The following is an 18,780-nucleotide window of genomic DNA, read 5'->3' on the forward strand; positions in this document are numbered from 1 at the left end:
CTTAAACTTCTCCAATCTTATTCTTTTTTATGAGGAACACTGAAGTATAAATAGAAATAGGAATGCTTAAAACTACTCCTATGCTTCCGGTGATAGCTCTTATAAGTTCCAGTGACATATTAATATTAATGATATAAGAAATAGGATAATTATTTCTAAAGAGCAGCAAAATAATAGGCATACTACCGCTAATATAAGCAAATAATAACGTATTTGTCATGGTACCCATAATATCCTTTCCTAGTTCAAAGCCTGATTTAATAAGTCCCTTTGTTTCAATGTTTGGATTTATATCATACCTCTCTTTTACAAATGAAGATATAGATATTGCGATATCCATTATACCTCCTAGAGTACCTATAAGTATTTCCGTAAGAAATATATTCTCTGGAGCGTGTGTTAAAAACTCCATCTCTTCAAAATGAATGCCATTCCAATTATTTAACTTAATTACTAATAAGGATATGAGCATAGCAATTAAAGTGGCTATCATTGTACTAACAATTGCAGAAAAAGCTTTTTTATTTCTTCCAGAAACTATTGTAATAGATAAAATAATGAATAAAATACTTGCAACTATTGACCCTATTGTGAAATTAAATCCATATAAAAACAACTGAACCAATATTAAAAAAATACATATATTAATGATTACACTACATAGAGACCTAAATCCCTTATATCCACCAATTAATAGTATTAATACTACAAATAGCATTATAGTATACCCCATATAATTATCTCTTTTAAAATCAATTATTTGGGAGGATACAATATTCTTATTAGCATCTTCTTTAACTGTTACGAAAACCTCATCATTTACCTTCAAATCTAAATCATTTATTTGTGAAAATGAAGCTTTATTTTGCAATTCTATTTCTTGACCTTTATGATGACCATTCATAATAACTGCTTTGATTTTCTGATTTTTTATCTGTTCAGTTTCACCATTTATACCATGTGCAGTAGAATACTTTTCATCAACAGATATTATTTTTGCTATGGTTTTGTCATAAAAGCTCTCATTCTTTGATAAAAAAAGATAGCTTACTGAAAAAATGATTATAATAAAAGCTAACATTATCAAAGACTTCTTACTAAGTCTTAATTTAAAATTCTGCATTTATACTATCTCCCTAAGTGTCTTAAGTAATTTTTTACGACAATAATACCACTTTAAAATAAATTTGTAAATCATGAGAAAGATAGTAATCTTATCATCAATCCCTGTATTTTTAAATTAAGAAAAGTAAAGCTTTTTTGCGCCAACTGATTAAAAATTAAACTCCTCTTCCCAATTAAATTCCCCAGATTTTTCTAAGCTCTCAGGCCAATGACTGCACCATTCTGGGAGCTGAGGACTTTCCACTCTGTCAAGACTTGGTGTATATGGTTTTAAATCAATGACTGGAGTACCATCATTAGCATCAATATAGGCAAGTTGAATCCTACCATTTTCGTGATCAATGTAGATGATTTGTGCAGCAGTCAGGGCTATTGGGTTCGGTCTAAAGGGTGATCGAGTAGCAAATATCCCCAAGGTTGACGGTCCTTTCTTATAGGGCGAAGAAGCTTCTAATACGCTTCTAGACTCCTTATTGTCGCAGTCATCAAACCACCAAATAACATCTACATGGCTAAATCCATCTAATCCTTTTAATGCAGGAATATAACTTTTATTCAGTTCTATGAACATTCCCTCCTCACATATTTTGATTTTTCCTATTGGGTTTACTGATAATTTTTCCATACTAAAACCTCCATTTTTTTATTCTTCAACCTTACTGTAAACCCTATCACCATGTGAGAGTCAATATATAGAAATATAACCAACAGAAAAATTTCTGCTGGTTGTATCAAACAATTCTATATACTTATTTTTCCACAGGAATTTGAATTTCCGTTAGATACTTGTCCGGTTCTTTCTCATTCCAGGGGCCTCTATGGCATATTTGTCTATTTTGACCTGTCATTTTGTATTGATTATGCTGCATAAGCCAATGTGCAAAAGTCTCATATGCAGGTCCAATATTTTCAAAGGGTCCGTATACCATAGCACAAGCCATTGTCTCCACTTTCTCTGTCTCGCGAAAGGTAAAGCCTTTTTTACTTTCACCCATACGATTCACAACAACACATACTTCAACATCTACATCAGCATCCTTGTATTCTACATCATGATAAATGGCGAAATCGCTGCTGTTTTTCGGTATATCAATATTTTCTTCCTTTATAAAATTGAACAATTCCTCCCACAGCATACCTTCACTAAAGTAGTTAGGAATAATTTTTCGCAGTGAAAGCACTTGATAACTAGGTATGCTTTTAAGCGAAACGTTGTAATTCATTGATATTTTTTCTTCCATAATGTCATTGATTGCAATATCAATTTTAGCAAGTCTTTGTTGTTCCCTATTTATTATTGATTCTATTTCCTGACGTTTGTTTTTAAGCTGCTTTGTTATAAAAGTATTGTCCCAATTACTTAAGGCTACCGCAATTTCTGAAACATTAAAGCCCGTATCCCGTAAAAAAATTATCTTATGTAAAGTATGTATTTGTTCAACAGAGTATAATCGATAGCCGGTGAATTGACCAATTTGGGCAGGTTTTAAAAGACCTGTCTCATCATAGTATCTCAACATTCGTATAGAAACCTGCGTTAGTTTTGAAAACTCCCCTATTTTAAACACTTTAGCACAGCCCCTCTTTTGGATTTAATAGGTAACCTCCCCATAATCTTAGAAAATGCGTCATAAAAACCACTGGAAGAATCATTACCTGAATCTATCTGTGTATTAATTATTAAGCTTCAAACGCCAATTATTACATCGCATAAAACTCCCTGGCGGGTATTCAAATTCGCATTCCGAGATAAATTCAAAGCCTAACTTTCGACAAATTGCGTTAGAAGCAGGATTATTGATTGAAGGGAAAGCGTGAATGTAGCTATACTTGTTCTCGGCAGATGCTGCGTCTATTGCTAACTTCACAGCAACTGTTGCTATCCCTTTCCCCTGAGATGAAGGTAGTACACTCCATCCCATTTCGTATATGCTTTCACCATTCCAAACTTTTTGCCAATAACCTACAGAGCCAACTGCCTCCAAATCTGGATATAATGTAATGCTATACATACATCCCTTACCACATAGCTCAAGATATCGTTTGTGACGCTTTAAAATCTGTTCTTTGCTCTCTGGGCCTCCCAGATGTTCCATCATTTCTGGTTCGTTAATGCCAAAGAGCAAATCAAGATCCTTATCTTCCCAAGGATTAATCTGAACACTTTGATTGTTAATTCGTTCCAAAATCTTTTTCCCCCTTTGCCATTTCTTAATTTGATCAACGGCGCGACTGCTTCACAATTCCTTGTGAATACAAAAGATATTTAGTCCTTATCTTCAATGACAGCAATTCCGTCTATTTCAAGAAGGCAAGCTGGACGCGCAAATTCCGAGACAAATAGAACGGTGACCAAAGGTGGATTCTCTAATAAACCGGCCACTTCTTGGAATGCTTTGTAACCAATTCGCGGATCGCATCCACTGAGTAAATAGATATTAAGTTTAACCAGATTGGCAAAACTTGCATTTTCAGAAGCTAAAATAGTCGCGATATTATTAAGCGCTTGCTTTGTCTGCAATTCCAAATCACCGGCTCCAATCAGCTCACCTTTTGAATTAGTAGCATTTTGTCCGCCTATATAAATTGTTTTTGCTTTTCCGCTTACGGTAATCGCTTGACTAAATGCTTTTGACACGAATAACCCTTCCGGGTTTTTATGCTCCATTTTAAATTCACTCATACTTTTTGCTCCCTTCAATCAAATCTATCCTTTTGTTTTTATCTGCTTTTAAAGCTATCCGCCCATTCTCTTACTCTACAGGTGCTTTCTTCTTCTGATAAATCCTCAATCCTGGTCATAATGGACCATCTTACCCCAAAAGGATCCAAAATGCTCCCGAATCGATCACCTGAAACAAAGTTAACAATCTTTTCCCTGACTTTTGCTCCCCTTGCCACTGCATTTTCAAACACCTGATCAACATCTGCAACGTAAATTGCCAAAGAATAACATGCATTATCCTCAGTTGGCGGCAAGACCAATTTGTATGACGGATTCTCTGCTCCCAGCTGCAAAAAGCCATTGCCAAAATCTAATTCCGCATGAACAACTATCTTATTACCATTTCCATCGAAAAATTCAGTAATATCCTTAACCCTTGCATTAAAAACTGTCTTATAGAACTCTATTGCTTCAGAAGGATTCTTCACTACTATAAATGGTGTTATAGCTGTAAAGCCGTTGGGTATTCCATCCTTTGTATATTTACCTGTTACTCCTATATATTTTTTGCAATCAGCCATTTTGGTACCTCCTTTAAATTATGCCAAAATATTATTAAGCATGTGTTTATTGGATCGAATTCATCAAGCGTAATCAATCATTTATTTGGATCAATGCTTTTCATTATTATAAAACAGCTTCACTGACAACTGCTGTCAGTAAAGCTGTTAAATCTGATAATATTCCATTAGCTCCGATGCAACAGCAACAAGCTTTTTCTTCAAACTCTGCGGTTCGATTACTTGAATGGCCTTTCCATAAGATAGAAGAAAATAAGGTACATATGCATGAATTGCTCTTTCGTCAAGTAAAAAGACTGCTTGATTTGATGTCCTCTCTTTCAGATGATGACCTAAAAACCAATGAATGCACAAATCGTCCAAAGCTTCTGATCTACCACTGATAATTAATGAAATCACTCCATCCTTACTGGTTGGATCAGGCAAAAGATTCTGCAAAAAAAATTCCCTAGCAGAAAAGGCTTCAGGCCTTTTAAATATCATTTGTGTCCCTTTTATCTGTAAAATCCGTTCAGCCCGAAAGCTTCTGATTTGATTCCTAAGATGGCAAAATCCTATCGTATACCATTTATTGTTCCAATAAAGTATTCCATAAGGATCAATCACTCTTGACCGGGGTTGTTCTTCATGGCTTGTGCGGTATTCAATTTCTACAGAATATTCGTTTGCTACAGCCCGCTCCAGTTCTTCCAATGTCGTCTTAACAGAAGGGGCAATATTACGGTTTATAACTTCAAAACCAGCTAGATGGCGATTGAGAGTACTTTCTTGTTCCCGGTTTGAATACATTTTTAATTTTTGAGTTGCATTACTTAATGACTCGCTGAAAGGGTATCCTGCTTCTTTGGCAAATACAGCGGCATGAAGAAGCGCTTTTTGTTCTTCAACATCAAAAAACAAAGGTGCTTGAATAAAATTGTTCAGCAATCTATACCCACCGTTCTGTCCTGCATCTGATAAAATCGGTACTCCGCTTGCACAGAGCGAATCAATATAACGGTAAGCGGTTCGTATATTTATCTCTAATTTTTCCGCAATTTGCTTGGCAGTTATTTTTGCTCCTGAATTCAACATCCAAAGAATTGCCAGCATATTATCATTTTTTGCCATGGGACGCCCTCCTCTCCTGCTTTTCTTCCAATGCAACTATTCTGTGATCTTCAGTCAGCAATTTCATCTGACTGAGATAACAAATTTTATTCCTCTGACATTTCGGTAAAATTCAATTTTTTATATGTTTCTCTAATATATACTCTAGTAGCTAAAATTAATTATGTCAAATGGAATGTTAATAGAAAGTTTTCATAACTTGTTTATTCAAAAACTAATTAAATTTTATTTCATATAGATATGAATAGAGTGCAATCCCTTGTTCAAGAAATGTACTCTATTCATGTTCTTCATATTCATTTATTCAACGATATAAGGAATAATTTTCTCAACAGTGATAGATATCAGATAACCTTAGAAATCTACTTTATCCGGATGAAGCCCTGAACTTCCACAATCGGTTAGTCTGTCAATCTTCTCAACATCTTGTATACCGATTTCAAAGTCAAATACCTCAAGATTATTTTTAATTCTCTCCGGTGTAACAGACTTTGGCAATGGAACAATTCCCTTTTGAATAATCCAGCGCAGACTAAGCTGAGCTACGGATTTTTTGTATTGATCCGCAATTTCCTTTAATACCGGATGCTTCAAAATCTGTCCGTTTGAAAATGGAGCCCATGCCTCCACCAAAATATTGCGTTGCTTACAAAACGCTACGGTTTCCTCCTGCAACATGCCAGGATGGAATTCGATTTGATTCACCATCGGTTGAATCTTAGCGGTTGCCAACAACGGCTCTAAATGGTGCGGAAGAAAATTACTAACTCCGATTGCTTTGATTTTACCCTGTTTATAAAGTTCCTCAAATGCTCGCCAGCTCTCGCTGTTTGCTTCCTGCCAGTTATTCTTGGATGCTTTTGCAATAGGCCAGTGGATAAGGTATAAATCCAGATAATCAAGCTGTAAATCCTCTAAAGTTCGATTAAAAGCAGCTAATGTCTTTTCATATCCTTTCTCATCATTCCACAGCTTACTTGTTACAAATAATTCCTCACGTGCCACACCGGATTTACGTATAGCTTCCCCAACACTTTTTTCATTTCCATAAGCGGCAGCGCAGTCGATATGTCGATATCCCGCCTTGATTGCGTTTAATACAGACTGCTCTGTTTCCTCTCCACTAGGTGTGCGGAATGTACCGAATCCTATATTCGGAATCTTATAGTTGTTGTTTAATGTGTAAAAATTTTCTTTCATAATTATTTTCCTTTCTGATTTATTATCATATAAAATTTGTCATAACATGGTCTTCTTCTACAGGAGCAGGTATTTTTTCTTTTCCAGCTCATCTGCCATAACCTTGAGTGCCTGACTTGTATTATCCTTTTCTCCTATACGGCAAGTATAGACCCTACACTTAACTGTAAGTCAATAGTATCTGCAAAAAAAATTCATATTCTTAAATTCATACTCCTTTCCCTCCGATACAGCAAGTATAACCTTACACTTAACAATATTCATAATCATCCTTGACTTAGAGTTAAGTGTAAGTTATATAATATATAAAAAACTATTCGAGGTGATAAACGTGAACTATACCATAGCACAAGCCGCTAAAAAAATGAGTTTAACAATATATACATTAAGATACTATGACCGTGAGGGGCTGCTCTCTAATGTTAAAAGGGATAAATCAGGCAACCGTATTTTTACAAGGGATGATATGGAAATGCTTTCACTTATATGCTGTCTTAAGAATACTGGAATGCCTATTAAGAAAATAAAGCAATTCACAGACTGGCAAAATGAAGGTAATAATACTCTTCATTCCCGTAACGATATGTTAGTAAAACATAAAGAAGATGTTTTAAAGCAAATCGAAGATTTAAAAAAACATCTTCGTTTGATTGACCGAAAGCTCGATTATTACCATGATGCCTGCCAGGCCTATGATACGGACTCACCAATTCCAACCTGTTGCGAATATACGGATAATGATTCAGAATTTTAGGTTTAACTTTAACAGATATGACTGCATATTATGGCCAGGATATCAATCCGGTAGCGATTTAATTGTACTTTTGCTTCATCAATGGTAAAGCCCTTATTGAAATGCTCAACTACTTCTGGCATAGCAGATTCTAGACCGATATTAAGCTCATTAATCTTTAAGGCTCTTAATTCCTTTAGTTCTTCATCGGTTTTATTGATTATGTTTTTTATTGAGGCATACATAGCTATAGTTTCAACTTCAGGTAAGATTTCATTGATTTTAATTGCTATTAATTTTAATTTATTTGCACTCAGGACGAAAGGATCAGCATTAACTAAAAATATACGACTCACTTTACGATAAGCTTTTCTTGCTTCTAACAGATCTTTTTCGATTTGTTCCATTGATTCAGTCTGAAAAGGAACATCCTTATACATTGTACAAAAGCTACATTGATTATGGCTACATCCTACTGTAACTTGTAATAATAATGAATTTGCTTCAAATGGTGGACGATAAACAGGGTTAGTATATTTCATTTTCATCTCTCCTCATAATTGATAATACGCTGCTATATAGTCATAAAAGTACAAACTTTATGGCTTTTGCTCCGTAAAGGAGATTCAATTGCCTTAATGGAGTTTGCAGCCATTAATTATTTTGTTATACACTAAGTTTAGACCCTACACCTAACTGAAGGTCAATAGTAAAAATAGCAAAACATATTAAATTTTCATAAACTTCTTATCTACAATTGTTTTTTATAAAAGTAAAGGTATCAGGACTTATTCATCCTGATGCCTTTGGATTTTCATCTGTGCAATTTTCATTTTTAGGGTGTCATCTTCACGATTTAACTCAATTCTATTTAGCATTTGGTCTTTTACCCTCTGAAATCAAAGCATTAATTCTTTCAATTAACTTAGGAAGTCCTTTCATTGTCTTTATAGTGAAATCCGCACCAATGTCTAAAAAACTTTTCTGAGTGTTTTCAATAGCTTCATTTTTTTCTATCTCTGAAAGATTAGCAAAATCCTCATAACTCAGTCCCATTTGTGAACTTCCAATCACTACTCCTACAGACCATACTCCAGCATTTATTCCTTCTTTTATATCCGCTGCTGTATCTACTATAATATCTTCTGGTGTTGGTTTCATTGATTTAATCATCATATCAATTATATGTCTTGGTGTTCTAAACTGTCCATTTGTACCTGCTGTAGTAACTTTTGAAAGTAAGTATTCATAAAGGTCTCCCTTTGTATCTTTCATTCCATATAGTTAATATAAAATAGCTAAGTTTCCAGAAGAAATAGAGGTAATAGACACACTTACATACCTCATAGTTAATATAAAACATACCATCTAATTTGATATTGTAATTTGAAAATATATATTTACATACCTCATAGTTAATATAAAACTAATAAATTTACAAGTATATCATTTAAAAATATTTAATTTACATACCTCATAGTTAATATAAAACCTTAGGTGTTGCAAGTTCTATTGGTACAACTGTAAACATTTACATACCTCATAGTTAATATAAAACTATTATTCTTTACAGAACAGGATTTGAAATTAATTAATTTACATACCTCATAGTTAATATAAAACCAAAGAGATGTGGACTTATATAATAAAATAGGACCTGATTTACATACCTCATAGTTAATATAAAACAATGAAACTGGATTATCATTTTAATTCAAATGAAAGAGATTTACATACCTCATAGTTAATATAAAACTTATCCCATGCTAGAAGTAAAGAAAGGATTTTTATATTTACATACCTCATAGTTAATATAAAACCTTTTTGTATCATACTAACTTCATACTTATTAAAAATTTACATACCTCATAGTTAATATAAAACTTTCTGGTTCTTTTGAAATAAATTGAACAGATTGCATATTTACATACCTCATAGTTAATATAAAACCTGGAGTATCTCCCACGCTCGTATCACCACTTACGTAATTTACATACCTCATAGTTAATATAAAACTTATGGTATTTTCATATTTTATTATTAGTTTCTTATATTTACATACCTCATAGTTAATATAAAACATGCGGTGTAGGTAATAACACAGTTTCTTCGCCTGTATTTACATACCTCATAGTTAATATAAAACGAAAGGGAACGCTAGGCGGCTTATAAATAAATTACTGGATTTACATACCTCATAGTTAATATAAAACGCTCGAAGCCGCTCTCGTCTACCAGGTATAACACTTTTCCATTTACATACCTCATAGTTAATATAAAACTACTCTCTTAATCTCCAAAAAGCTATGCACGGTCGTATTTACATACCTCATAGTTAATATAAAACTTGTGCTTTCCCTCTATATTTTTTATCAAAGGTCTTAATTTACATACCTCATAGTTAATATAAAACCTTAATATTTTGTTGGACATGCTTCCAAGTAGATTGAATTTACATACCTCATAGTTAATATAAAACCTGCTAAGTTAAAAGAACTTATAAATTTAGTAAATGAATTTACATACCTCATAGTTAATATAAAACAGATAGTTGTGGAGCTAGATGAATTATTCCCAAATTTATTTACATACCTCATAGTTAATATAAAACGAATATTTGTAAGAGCTGCTTACAAGAGTTAAAGAAATTTACATACCTCATAGTTAATATAAAACTTGAAGTTCTTCCTTCCGGTATACAAAGATATCCTTTATTTACATACCTCATAGTTAATATAAAACACTAGGTTCTTGTTAAGGCAATTAAGCCTTGTTACTTATTTACATACCTCATAGTTAATATAAAACAAAAATTCTTAATTGAAATAAATCCCTGGATTAAAAATTTACATACCTCATAGTTAATATAAAACAAATGCAAAATTTACACTTGGGAAATCTTTAAGAAATTTACATACCTCATAGTTAATATAAAACCCTATCAACTATACCTGAAAGATATTTAATCTCTTTATTTACATACCTCATAGTTAATATAAAACCATGTAGGGTTAATCGTTCAGCGTCTGCAGCATTCATATTTACATACCTCATAGTTAATATAAAACTATTATAATTTCCATTTAGGTCCTGGAAGAATAGTAATTTACATACCTCATAGTTAATATAAAACGCGGAAGACTTCAAGTAAGAAACTACAACGATAAAGAATTTACATACCTCATAGTTAATATAAAACAATAAACGCTGATAGCACAGCTGCAACAACACTTAATATTTACATACCTCATAGTTAATATAAAACTTAATGTTCGGAGGTTAAAATGATTACTTTATATACATTTACATACCTCATAGTTAATATAAAACCAAAAGAGAAGTTGAAAGATTGTCAAAAGATTTACCATTTACATACCTCATAGTTAATATAAAACTTTGACTTTAAATATAGCAATTCTATAGATCACTACAATTTACATACCTCATAGTTAATATAAAACGTTGTTAAGTTGTTCTATCAATTCCTTATTATCTACATTTACATACCTCATAGTTAATATAAAACTCAAAAGTAAAAGAAATATTACTTAAAAACGACATTGATTTACATACCTCATAGTTAATATAAAACATATTTGTTCTTCTTTATATCTCATATTTACAATTGCAATTTACATACCTCATAGTTAATATAAAACCAGCCAAGTACATCCTTAAATCCATGGTTGTTACTGATTTACATACCTCATAGTTAATATAAAACTTTTTACTATTATAAACTCCAGCCCAACCATATGTATTTACATACCTCATAGTTAATATAAAACATTTCTTTGCATATTCTATAATTTCTCCATGCTTATATTTACATACCTCATAGTTAATATAAAACAGATTAAGTGGTGTAAATGCTAGTTATATAAGTGCTAATTTACATACCTCATAGTTAATATAAAACACCTTTATCAGTAATGAGTTCAAACCGTGTAACTGTATTTACATACCTCATAGTTAATATAAAACCAGATATAGCATTTGCAAAGTACAAAATGACACCAATTTACATACCTCATAGTTAATATAAAACCTAAACTCTTTTCCACACGTTTCACATATGAATTTTTATTTACATACCTCATAGTTAATATAAAACCGTTAATAGCATTAACAAAAATATTTAATTTCCATGTATTTACATACCTCATAGTTAATATAAAACTCAAGAATATAATTATATTCATTTCACAATTTTCAGTATTTACATACCTCATAGTTAATATAAAACTTTAAAAGTTAACCCAGATACATTTAATGCATACCCATTTACATACCTCATAGTTAATATAAAACCTGGGCTGAAAGTTGATTTTTCAAAGCCTCAATATCATTTACATACCTCATAGTTAATATAAAACCACTGGCGAATACAAAATGCAAAGAATAATAATAAAATTTACATACCTCATAGTTAATATAAAACACCTGTATATTTACTCTTTATGTTTTTAAGATTATCTATTTACATACCTCATAGTTAATATAAAACCTATTTTTATTGAATTATTACCAAATGCTTTATTTGATTTACATACCTCATAGTTAATATAAAACTCTGGAAGATTTGCCCTTGTAAGAGCTTCCGCAAAAACATTTACATACCTCATAGTTAATATAAAACTGAAAATCCTTTAATGCCTTTTCAAACGGTCGAAACCCATTTACATACCTCATAGTTAATATAAAACCAGCATGCCCACTAATTACAGCTTCAGTACTATTTTCAACATTTACATACCTCATAGTTAATATAAAACGTAGAATGATATATGAACATGATTATACTGAAATAAATTTACATACCTCATAGTTAATATAAAACGCGCGTTTACTAACTTATCATCTATCTGTTCTCCTGCATTTACATACCTCATAGTTAATATAAAACGACAGTGCTATGAAGGCTACAGGCAAAGAAAGAATTAATTTACATACCTCATAGTTAATATAAAACTTCAAATGATGAAGAAGCAAAATTTAGCTTCATAGAGATTTACATACCTCATAGTTAATATAAAACCATTTTTGCTTATAGTTCTTGCAAGTTCTAGTAACTTATTTACATACCTCATAGTTAATATAAAACCCAGAAAATTTTATGTTATGGAAGAACTTTAATCCTTATTTACATACCTCATAGTTAATATAAAACTAGAAAAATGATTAGTGGATCAACAGCATCATACATATTTACATACCTCATAGTTAATATAAAACCCAACAAATAAAAATAATAGACCCATTGAAAATACTAGCTTTTCTTCACATAAAAAGATTACAAAATCGTCACTTCTGCAGTAAGGCTCCAGTAGTGAATTTCTCAAATTAAGTTTTAACCCTCTTAAGCTAGAAAAATCAAGCCTTCTCATTCACTTGCGAAAAAAGTAGGTTTACTGCAAATTTATAAAAATAATTCATCGTAACCTTTTTCTTTACCAACCACATCCTTTGCTATATTCTTCGGATTACTAATTCTATAAACATATAAGGAATCCTCCTGCTTATTTAAACTTTTCCCTACTTCCGCTAAGCATTTATGTAATTTAGCTTCTGTTATAACTCCCTCAAAAACTGAATTCTGAGTCCACACTAAATACTTTTTCAATATTTTTCTAATTCTATTTACCCTTTTCTCTCCGACATCATAGGTTAAAATAACAAATATAGTTAACACCACACTTTTCATAGATTTACTATAAACCCTTATAATCTATTTTTAAAAATGATTTTTTTACCACCAGGCCTTTAAAGGCTTATAATTCTCTTCTCCAATTAAATGTTTTATTATTTTATAACATTCAAGCTTAATAAATGTTCTGTACGATACTTTTCTATTTAAGCTTCTATGTTTAATTGTAGTTTCTAGCTTCTTTTCATATTCTCTAATAAATTTTTTCTTTCCATTTTCGCTTAAAAAACATACACCTTCATAGTTATCAAAATCTTCTTGTTTAAGCATGCGGTTATTAACCATATAAAATATTAAAGGATCTATTATAAGAGGCTTAAAAATTTCAGCGACATCTAATGTTAAAGAAAATCTTCTGCTAGAAGGCTCATGAAGATAACTTATGGTAGGATCAAGCTGAGTATGATACATTTCTCCAAGAACTGTTGTATACATAAGACTATTTCCAAAGGATATTAATGCGTTAACTGGGTCAGTAGGTGGTCTTTTTTCTCTCTTATCCATTGTGAATCCATTGGATAATATACCGTTAAATGCTCCATAATAGCACATTCTCATCCTTCCTTCTGCACCCATTAATTCATCTATTGCTTTAGCCTTATCTATATTTTCTCTTTCATTTTCTATTTTCTCAATTTGTTCTTGAGTAGTTTCCTTATACCTTCTTAAGTTTTTTAATATATGATGTGCCGCTCCATCTATAAAAGACTTTGCCATATATAGCCTTTTATCGTAGTTACTATAATGTTCTCCTTGCTTAACAAGTAGAAGACCAGATACTCTCTTCTTTCTAGGATAAAAACTACCAGTGTAAAAACCATAATAATTATAAAAGTTCAGAACAACTCCATATTGGGAAATGTAATTTAATAGCTTAGTATTCAAATCTATTTCTCCGAAAAGGTGAATTCTTTCTGCTTCTTCTATAGGTAAAGCTCTTTTGTTTTCCTGGCTATCTATAAAGTATACAGTATTATCTTTTCTTTTAATTCTTCCTTCACTAAAAATATAATAGTCCTTACTCATTATTCTTCCTCCTTAACATAGCAAAACTCATAATATGCACATTTTTTACAATATGGTGCTTTTATTGCTCCAGGAGGTTTGTCCTTTTTCAATATACTTTTTATATCTATCAATGCTGCTTCTATTTCCATTTCATCTTGCGGTGTTAACTCTATTTCTTCTACTTTTTTCTCCTTAACATAGTTGATTGTTCCTTTTTTATTTATTCCTAAAGCTTTCAAATAATAAAGATAGTAAAGAAGTTGTTTTCTATCGCTTTCCTCCATCTTGCTAGATATTTTAACTTCTTTAACGTAGTCTTTGTCTAGTATATCTATTTTTATCATATTATCAATTAGAACTTCTTTCGTATTAGCCCTCGTGTAGGAATTCTCATGCACAACTTTTCCCTGAAGTACTCTATCGCTGTTATGCTCCATGCTTATTCCTTTATCGAAGAGCCAAAGTTTTCTTTTACACACATAATAATAATTAAGTTTTACACCTTGTGTTTTAAAGATTTCTAAATCGAATTCCATTTAATCCTCCTATGTTTACCAAATATTATCTAGCTCTTCGTCCAACATTATACCTTTCCCCTCATCATCCAACCCACTATATTTAACATTTAATACTTCTATATACTTAATACTTGTGGGCATCAGTTTTTTAGTTCTTATTTTACTCTTAGGTATATTTAGTGTTAACTTATTTATTTTCCTCAGCAATTCTCCTTTATCTTCAACTTCAGCATCTTCATAGCATTCAAATAAATAAATATTTTTGTCATAAATCTCTTTAGGAATTACAGTTATTGAATCTATATCTCTTAAAAGTTTTTGTGCTTTCTTCTGTTCTACTTCATAATCAATAGTATTATTCAAGCAATTAATAGCTTTCTTAAACTCCTCGTAGAACCGAGTACCTTTTAACTCTTCCTTAGAATACAGCTTATCTACCATCTTCACTTTATCTTTTTCAGTCATAAATCCGTCACTTGATTCATTAACAAATTTTTCTAGAAAGCTTATACCCTTTTCTACTATTTCCTTATCATAAATACTTCCTACTCCTGTAGCATCCTTCGTAAATATATAGACATTAGGATCTTTAACCTCTTTTTTCCCCTTCCTATTACATCTCCCAAAACGCTGAAATGAACTATCTAAAGTTGAAATTTCCGTATATAGATAATCAAAGTCTACATCTAATGAAGCCTCCACAATTTGAGTGGTTACCCAAATACCTGGTTCTTTATTTTCTTTGTTAGAACCTGCAAAATCTTTAATTCTTTCTTCTAGCAAAGCTCTATCTTGTTGAATGAACATAGAATGAAGAAGATTACAGTTTTTAACCTCTCTATTCTTTAACTCTTCATAGAATTTCAATGCCTTTTTTACCGTATTAACTATAACTAACACTTTGCTTTTAGAGCCTTTTTCAATAATCTCATCTATGGCTTCATCTATATTCTCATCTATTATACTTACTCTGTGCCTTTTATCCTCTGATAAATCCTCACAATACTCAAAATCATTAATACCATTTTCTTGAAGATAATCTTTGTATATTCGTGGAAGGGTAGCTGTCATTATCATAAATTTGCCACCAATATTATAAAGCATTACTATGCCCTTTAATATAGCTGCAGCAATCTCTGGTGTGTATGCCTGTATTTCATCTATCACTACCTTTGAATAAGCAAGAGTTGCATATATTTTTTCATACCCCTTATGTTTGAAAGGAAACTTAAATAATTGATCTATAGTTGAAAAACTTAATTTTTTAGATAGAAGTTTTGATTGTTCATATACCTGAGACGCATTTTCTATACCTTGTTCTTCTAAATAATCCAAGCTGCTTGAATGAATAAGACCAGTATATTCTTCAAAACCTATTTCACTACTTACTCTTGAATAAAGAGCATTTATACTAACTCTAAGAGGCAAAGTTATAAAACCTTTATCGTCATTTATCCAAAATAATGCTGCTTCAGTTTTTCCTCTACCAGTTGATGCCACCAAAATCACATTTTTGTCACGATTATCATAGGCGAATTTTTGGGCGTTTCTTGGTTCAGAATTAAATTCAGTTTTTATGTATTCTTTTGTTTTTTCTGCTAAATTTACTTCTGCTTTATCTTCAATATCCACATGAGCTGAAGCTGAATGATCTATTCTATGTAACAGCCCTTTTGACATTATATAAAAATTATAGTTTTTATCTCCTTCTTTTATTCTTTGACCGCTTTTTAGGTAATCTAAATATCTATAATCACAGCTTTTGCGAACTTCAAAGCCCATATGCTCCTTAAGTATTTCTATTTTATCTTCTAAATCTTCTTCAATAACTTTTTCTATATACTCTATTAAATACTTATCTACTTGTTTATCTCTCTCATGATGATATCCAATAGTCTGAATAAGTATATTCATCAATTCTTCATTATCATATATATCTAGTTTTTTATAAGGAATAAAAGTTGGAGATAAATAATTATGTGGTATGTCGTTTTGAAATGATGTTTCTAATTCTTCTTTCTCTAGCTTGTTTCTTATAACATTTTGAAAAGGAGTGAATACTTTTCCAAAATCATGATACTTAATAGCTACATCCAACAATTTCCAAAAACTTTCTTTATCTTTGCCAATTATTTTGTTTATTTTACTCTCATATACCTCTCTAAGCTGATTATAGCTACCTATTAAGCTGTTTGTATGTTGTTTTAAGGTTTCTTCTGGCTTAGATTTGGCATATATTATTGAATTAATGTCTTCCATCTAAATCGCTCCCCTAAATTATAAAAATTCTACAATTCCTAAGTAAATATGCTTTAAAACTATAACTTTCTTATTGCCACATTATACATAAATGTTTTAAATTTAATTATGTGTGCAGCAACTACTGCACACATAATTAATCACATAACTACGAGGTTAAAAATACTGGCAAATCTTCGTTATCTACAATTACTTTATTTCTATTTAATCGTTCCCCTTCTTCTACATACAGGACATCAACTTTTTGCCAACTTCTGATTTCATCTTTTACCTCATACTTAAGGTTCAACTTATACCTAATTCCATTTAACTTGCACTTTCCAATTGCCTGTTTATGTTTTTCTATAGGTATGTAAATAGAATTATTTAACTTTACACCTTTTTTATATTTTTCTTCAATGTCCTCGTCATCATCTAAATCTATTTCCTTTAACTCCACTATTTGAGCAGAGTTTATCCTTGCCAAATCTTCTCTTCTACCTAAACTATAGTACTCTAAGCTATTCTTTAAGTTATCTAGTATTTTCTCTAAAACTAGCATATCAGCAGCTACATGTATTACGAGCTCAACACCATAAAGCATATGCGTATTTAAAGGCATTGTAGTAACCTCTTTTGGCTTATAAAAATACATACTATTATAACTATTAAAAAGCCCTTCATAAGTTCCTTGAATAGAAACTGACATAGGAATATATTCTTCAGCATTCAATATTTTGTGCAACATACCTTTAACAGTAGAATATGGAGGAAGCGGGTAAGTTTCACCAACTTTAAAAGCAAAAGGTTTTTTATAGCAAACACTTTCTTGGTAGATTTTAAGTTTTAAAACCTTCATTATTTATCACACCCCGTAATACTCATTTACCTTTAACTTAATACCTTGAAAGAACTGCTCAACAGATTTCATGTTACTACCAACTATATTAGCTAATTCATCTTTGTTGGCAAATATACCATCTACTACTCCTATTAATGTATCTTCTTTGATACACTTATCAAATAGTTTCATTTCTAATGTTTCTTCAATCATATTCTTATTTATATAATAAGCTCCATTCTTGCTTTGAAGTTTAATTCTTCCAAGGAAAAAAGGATTTGAAACATCATAAACTCCACCAATCACAAATAATGGAGATAGGTTTTCCTGTCTTCCTCTTATGTTTCTATTTAATACTTTCAATATATCAAGTAACTGATTTACTCTTTCAGATCTTTCCTTGTTATCTAGTTTTACATCTAGGTCAATACCTACATTCTCCAAGTCTATTGTTATAGTATAGGTATAAAAGCTTAAATGCTGTTCACTGTTAGCAAGATTAGGATGTTCGCCTATTCTGTCTGCTAACCCCTTATTGTTTAAGAAATCCATATCACTTCTATATGGTTCAAGAGAAATTGCGTTACTTAATCTCGCAACCGCTGGTCTTACACTTGAACCACCCTTTGACCCTTCTCCTTTTTTTGAAGTTTTCATATAGCCAAATAGATCCATTTCTTGAGAGTCTTTTATAGTACACTCATCCTTAAACTGAACTGTTCCTTTACCCTTATCAACTACTTGTAAGTTCCAGTTGAAGAAGTCATGGCCTAATCTCACAATGTCGTACCTTACCGCTTGCCTTGAAGCAAAAGTGTACATGTTTCCGTCCATTCTAGTTAACTTTTTTAATTCCGCTATATTTGCAATACCTTCACCATAATTTAAGCTTTGAGCTTGAAAAATTACTGTAAGTGTAAGTCCTTTTTTACTCATAATTATTTTTCCTCCTTATTATCACTTTTTTCAAATTTTCCTGATATTAAACCTGAAATAAACGCATGAGCTACATTTTCAAAATCAAAATCCTTTTCGGTTATTGAGTTTAAAAAAA

The 18,780-nt window shown here is 31.4% G+C and carries 16 protein-coding genes, 1 pseudogene and 1 CRISPR repeat array; of the genes and pseudogenes, 1 reads left to right on the forward strand and 16 read right to left on the reverse strand.

Translation table 11 applies throughout. From position 1 onward, the window contains the following. Position 1: 1 nt before the first annotated feature. From I6U51_RS23595 to I6U51_RS23630, 8 genes are all read right to left on the reverse strand, one after another. Positions 2-1,123 carry a YibE/F family protein gene (locus I6U51_RS23595; protein ID WP_211145004.1) on the reverse strand — a complete coding sequence of 374 codons (1,122 nt, stop codon included), beginning with the start codon at positions 1,121-1,123 and terminating at the stop codon, positions 2-4. Positions 1,124-1,273: 150 nt separating this feature from the next. Then, positions 1,274-1,750 carry an SAM-dependent methyltransferase gene (locus tag I6U51_RS23600; RefSeq protein WP_211145005.1) on the reverse strand — a complete coding sequence of 159 codons (477 nt, stop codon included), beginning with the start codon at positions 1,748-1,750 and terminating at the stop codon, positions 1,274-1,276. Positions 1,751-1,874: 124 nt separating this feature from the next. Then, positions 1,875-2,693, reverse strand: a complete 819-nt coding sequence (locus I6U51_RS23605) for a MerR family transcriptional regulator (RefSeq protein WP_211145006.1) — start codon at positions 2,691-2,693, stop codon at positions 1,875-1,877. Between the two features lie 105 nt (positions 2,694-2,798). Then, positions 2,799-3,311 carry a GNAT family N-acetyltransferase gene (locus tag I6U51_RS23610; protein ID WP_211145007.1) on the reverse strand — a complete coding sequence of 171 codons (513 nt, stop codon included), beginning with the start codon at positions 3,309-3,311 and terminating at the stop codon, positions 2,799-2,801. A gap of 80 nt (positions 3,312-3,391) precedes the next feature. Further along, positions 3,392-3,808 (reverse strand): RidA family protein, encoded by a 417-nt coding sequence (locus I6U51_RS23615; protein ID WP_211145008.1) that lies wholly within the window; start codon positions 3,806-3,808, stop codon positions 3,392-3,394. 38 nt (positions 3,809-3,846) lie between these two features. Next, entirely contained in the window at positions 3,847-4,371 is a 525-nt protein-coding gene (locus I6U51_RS23620) for a VOC family protein (RefSeq protein ID WP_211145009.1), read from the reverse strand. A 147-nt stretch (positions 4,372-4,518) separates the two neighbouring features. After that, positions 4,519-5,481: a helix-turn-helix transcriptional regulator gene (locus I6U51_RS23625; RefSeq protein WP_211145010.1), complete on the reverse strand. Its 963-nt coding sequence runs from the start codon at positions 5,479-5,481 to the stop codon at positions 4,519-4,521. Between the two features lie 354 nt (positions 5,482-5,835). Beyond that, positions 5,836-6,681 carry an aldo/keto reductase gene (locus I6U51_RS23630; protein ID WP_211145011.1) on the reverse strand — a complete coding sequence of 282 codons (846 nt, stop codon included), beginning with the start codon at positions 6,679-6,681 and terminating at the stop codon, positions 5,836-5,838. Positions 6,682-7,012: 331 nt separating this feature from the next. On the opposite strand from I6U51_RS23630, the gene I6U51_RS23635 reads away from it, so the two are divergent. Further along, complete coding sequence (locus tag I6U51_RS23635; protein WP_211145012.1) at positions 7,013-7,435, forward strand: MerR family transcriptional regulator; 423 nt, start codon at positions 7,013-7,015, stop codon at positions 7,433-7,435. Positions 7,436-7,443: 8 nt separating this feature from the next. Here I6U51_RS23635 and I6U51_RS23640 read toward each other — a convergent pair whose 3' ends face one another. The 8 genes and pseudogenes from I6U51_RS23640 to cas7i all read right to left on the reverse strand — a co-directional run bounded on the left by I6U51_RS23640 (position 7,444) and on the right by cas7i (position 18,662). Next, a complete protein-coding gene (locus I6U51_RS23640; protein ID WP_246517663.1) occupies positions 7,444-7,956 on the reverse strand; it encodes a radical SAM protein in 513 nt (170 codons plus the stop codon). A gap of 577 nt (positions 7,957-8,533) precedes the next feature. Beyond that, a pseudogene (locus I6U51_RS25450) lies at positions 8,534-8,686 on the reverse strand (N-6 DNA methylase); the annotation flags it as partial. Positions 8,687-8,746: 60 nt separating this feature from the next. Further along, positions 8,747-12,649: a CRISPR direct-repeat array (repeat unit 29 nt; unit sequence ATTTACATACCTCATAGTTAATATAAAAC). Positions 12,650-12,833: 184 nt separating this feature from the next. Further along, positions 12,834-13,097, reverse strand: a complete 264-nt coding sequence (gene cas2, locus I6U51_RS23650) for a CRISPR-associated endonuclease Cas2 (protein WP_211145021.1) — start codon at positions 13,095-13,097, stop codon at positions 12,834-12,836. Between the two features lie 66 nt (positions 13,098-13,163). Then, on the reverse strand, positions 13,164-14,147 hold the full coding sequence (cas1b, locus tag I6U51_RS23655; protein WP_211145014.1) for a type I-B CRISPR-associated endonuclease Cas1b: 984 nt from the start codon (positions 14,145-14,147) through the stop codon (positions 13,164-13,166). Next, positions 14,147-14,665, reverse strand: coding sequence for a CRISPR-associated protein Cas4 (cas4, locus tag I6U51_RS23660; RefSeq protein WP_211145015.1), 519 nt, complete (start codon positions 14,663-14,665; stop codon positions 14,147-14,149). The genes cas1b and cas4 overlap by 1 nt, the downstream gene beginning before the upstream one ends. Before the next feature lie 15 nt (positions 14,666-14,680). Then, complete coding sequence (gene cas3 / locus I6U51_RS23665) at positions 14,681-16,906, reverse strand: CRISPR-associated helicase Cas3' (protein ID WP_211145016.1); 2,226 nt, start codon at positions 16,904-16,906, stop codon at positions 14,681-14,683. A 148-nt stretch (positions 16,907-17,054) separates the two neighbouring features. After that, on the reverse strand, positions 17,055-17,744 hold the full coding sequence (cas5b, locus tag I6U51_RS23670) for a type I-B CRISPR-associated protein Cas5b (RefSeq protein ID WP_211145017.1): 690 nt from the start codon (positions 17,742-17,744) through the stop codon (positions 17,055-17,057). 6 nt (positions 17,745-17,750) lie between these two features. Continuing rightward, positions 17,751-18,662, reverse strand: a complete 912-nt coding sequence (gene cas7i / locus I6U51_RS23675) for a type I-B CRISPR-associated protein Cas7/Cst2/DevR (RefSeq protein WP_211145018.1) — start codon at positions 18,660-18,662, stop codon at positions 17,751-17,753. Positions 18,663-18,780 lie beyond the last annotated feature (118 nt).

This window comes from Clostridium aciditolerans (genome assembly GCF_016316925.1).
GTDB classification, from domain to species: domain Bacteria; phylum Bacillota; class Clostridia; order Clostridiales; family Clostridiaceae; genus Clostridium_AM; species Clostridium_AM aciditolerans.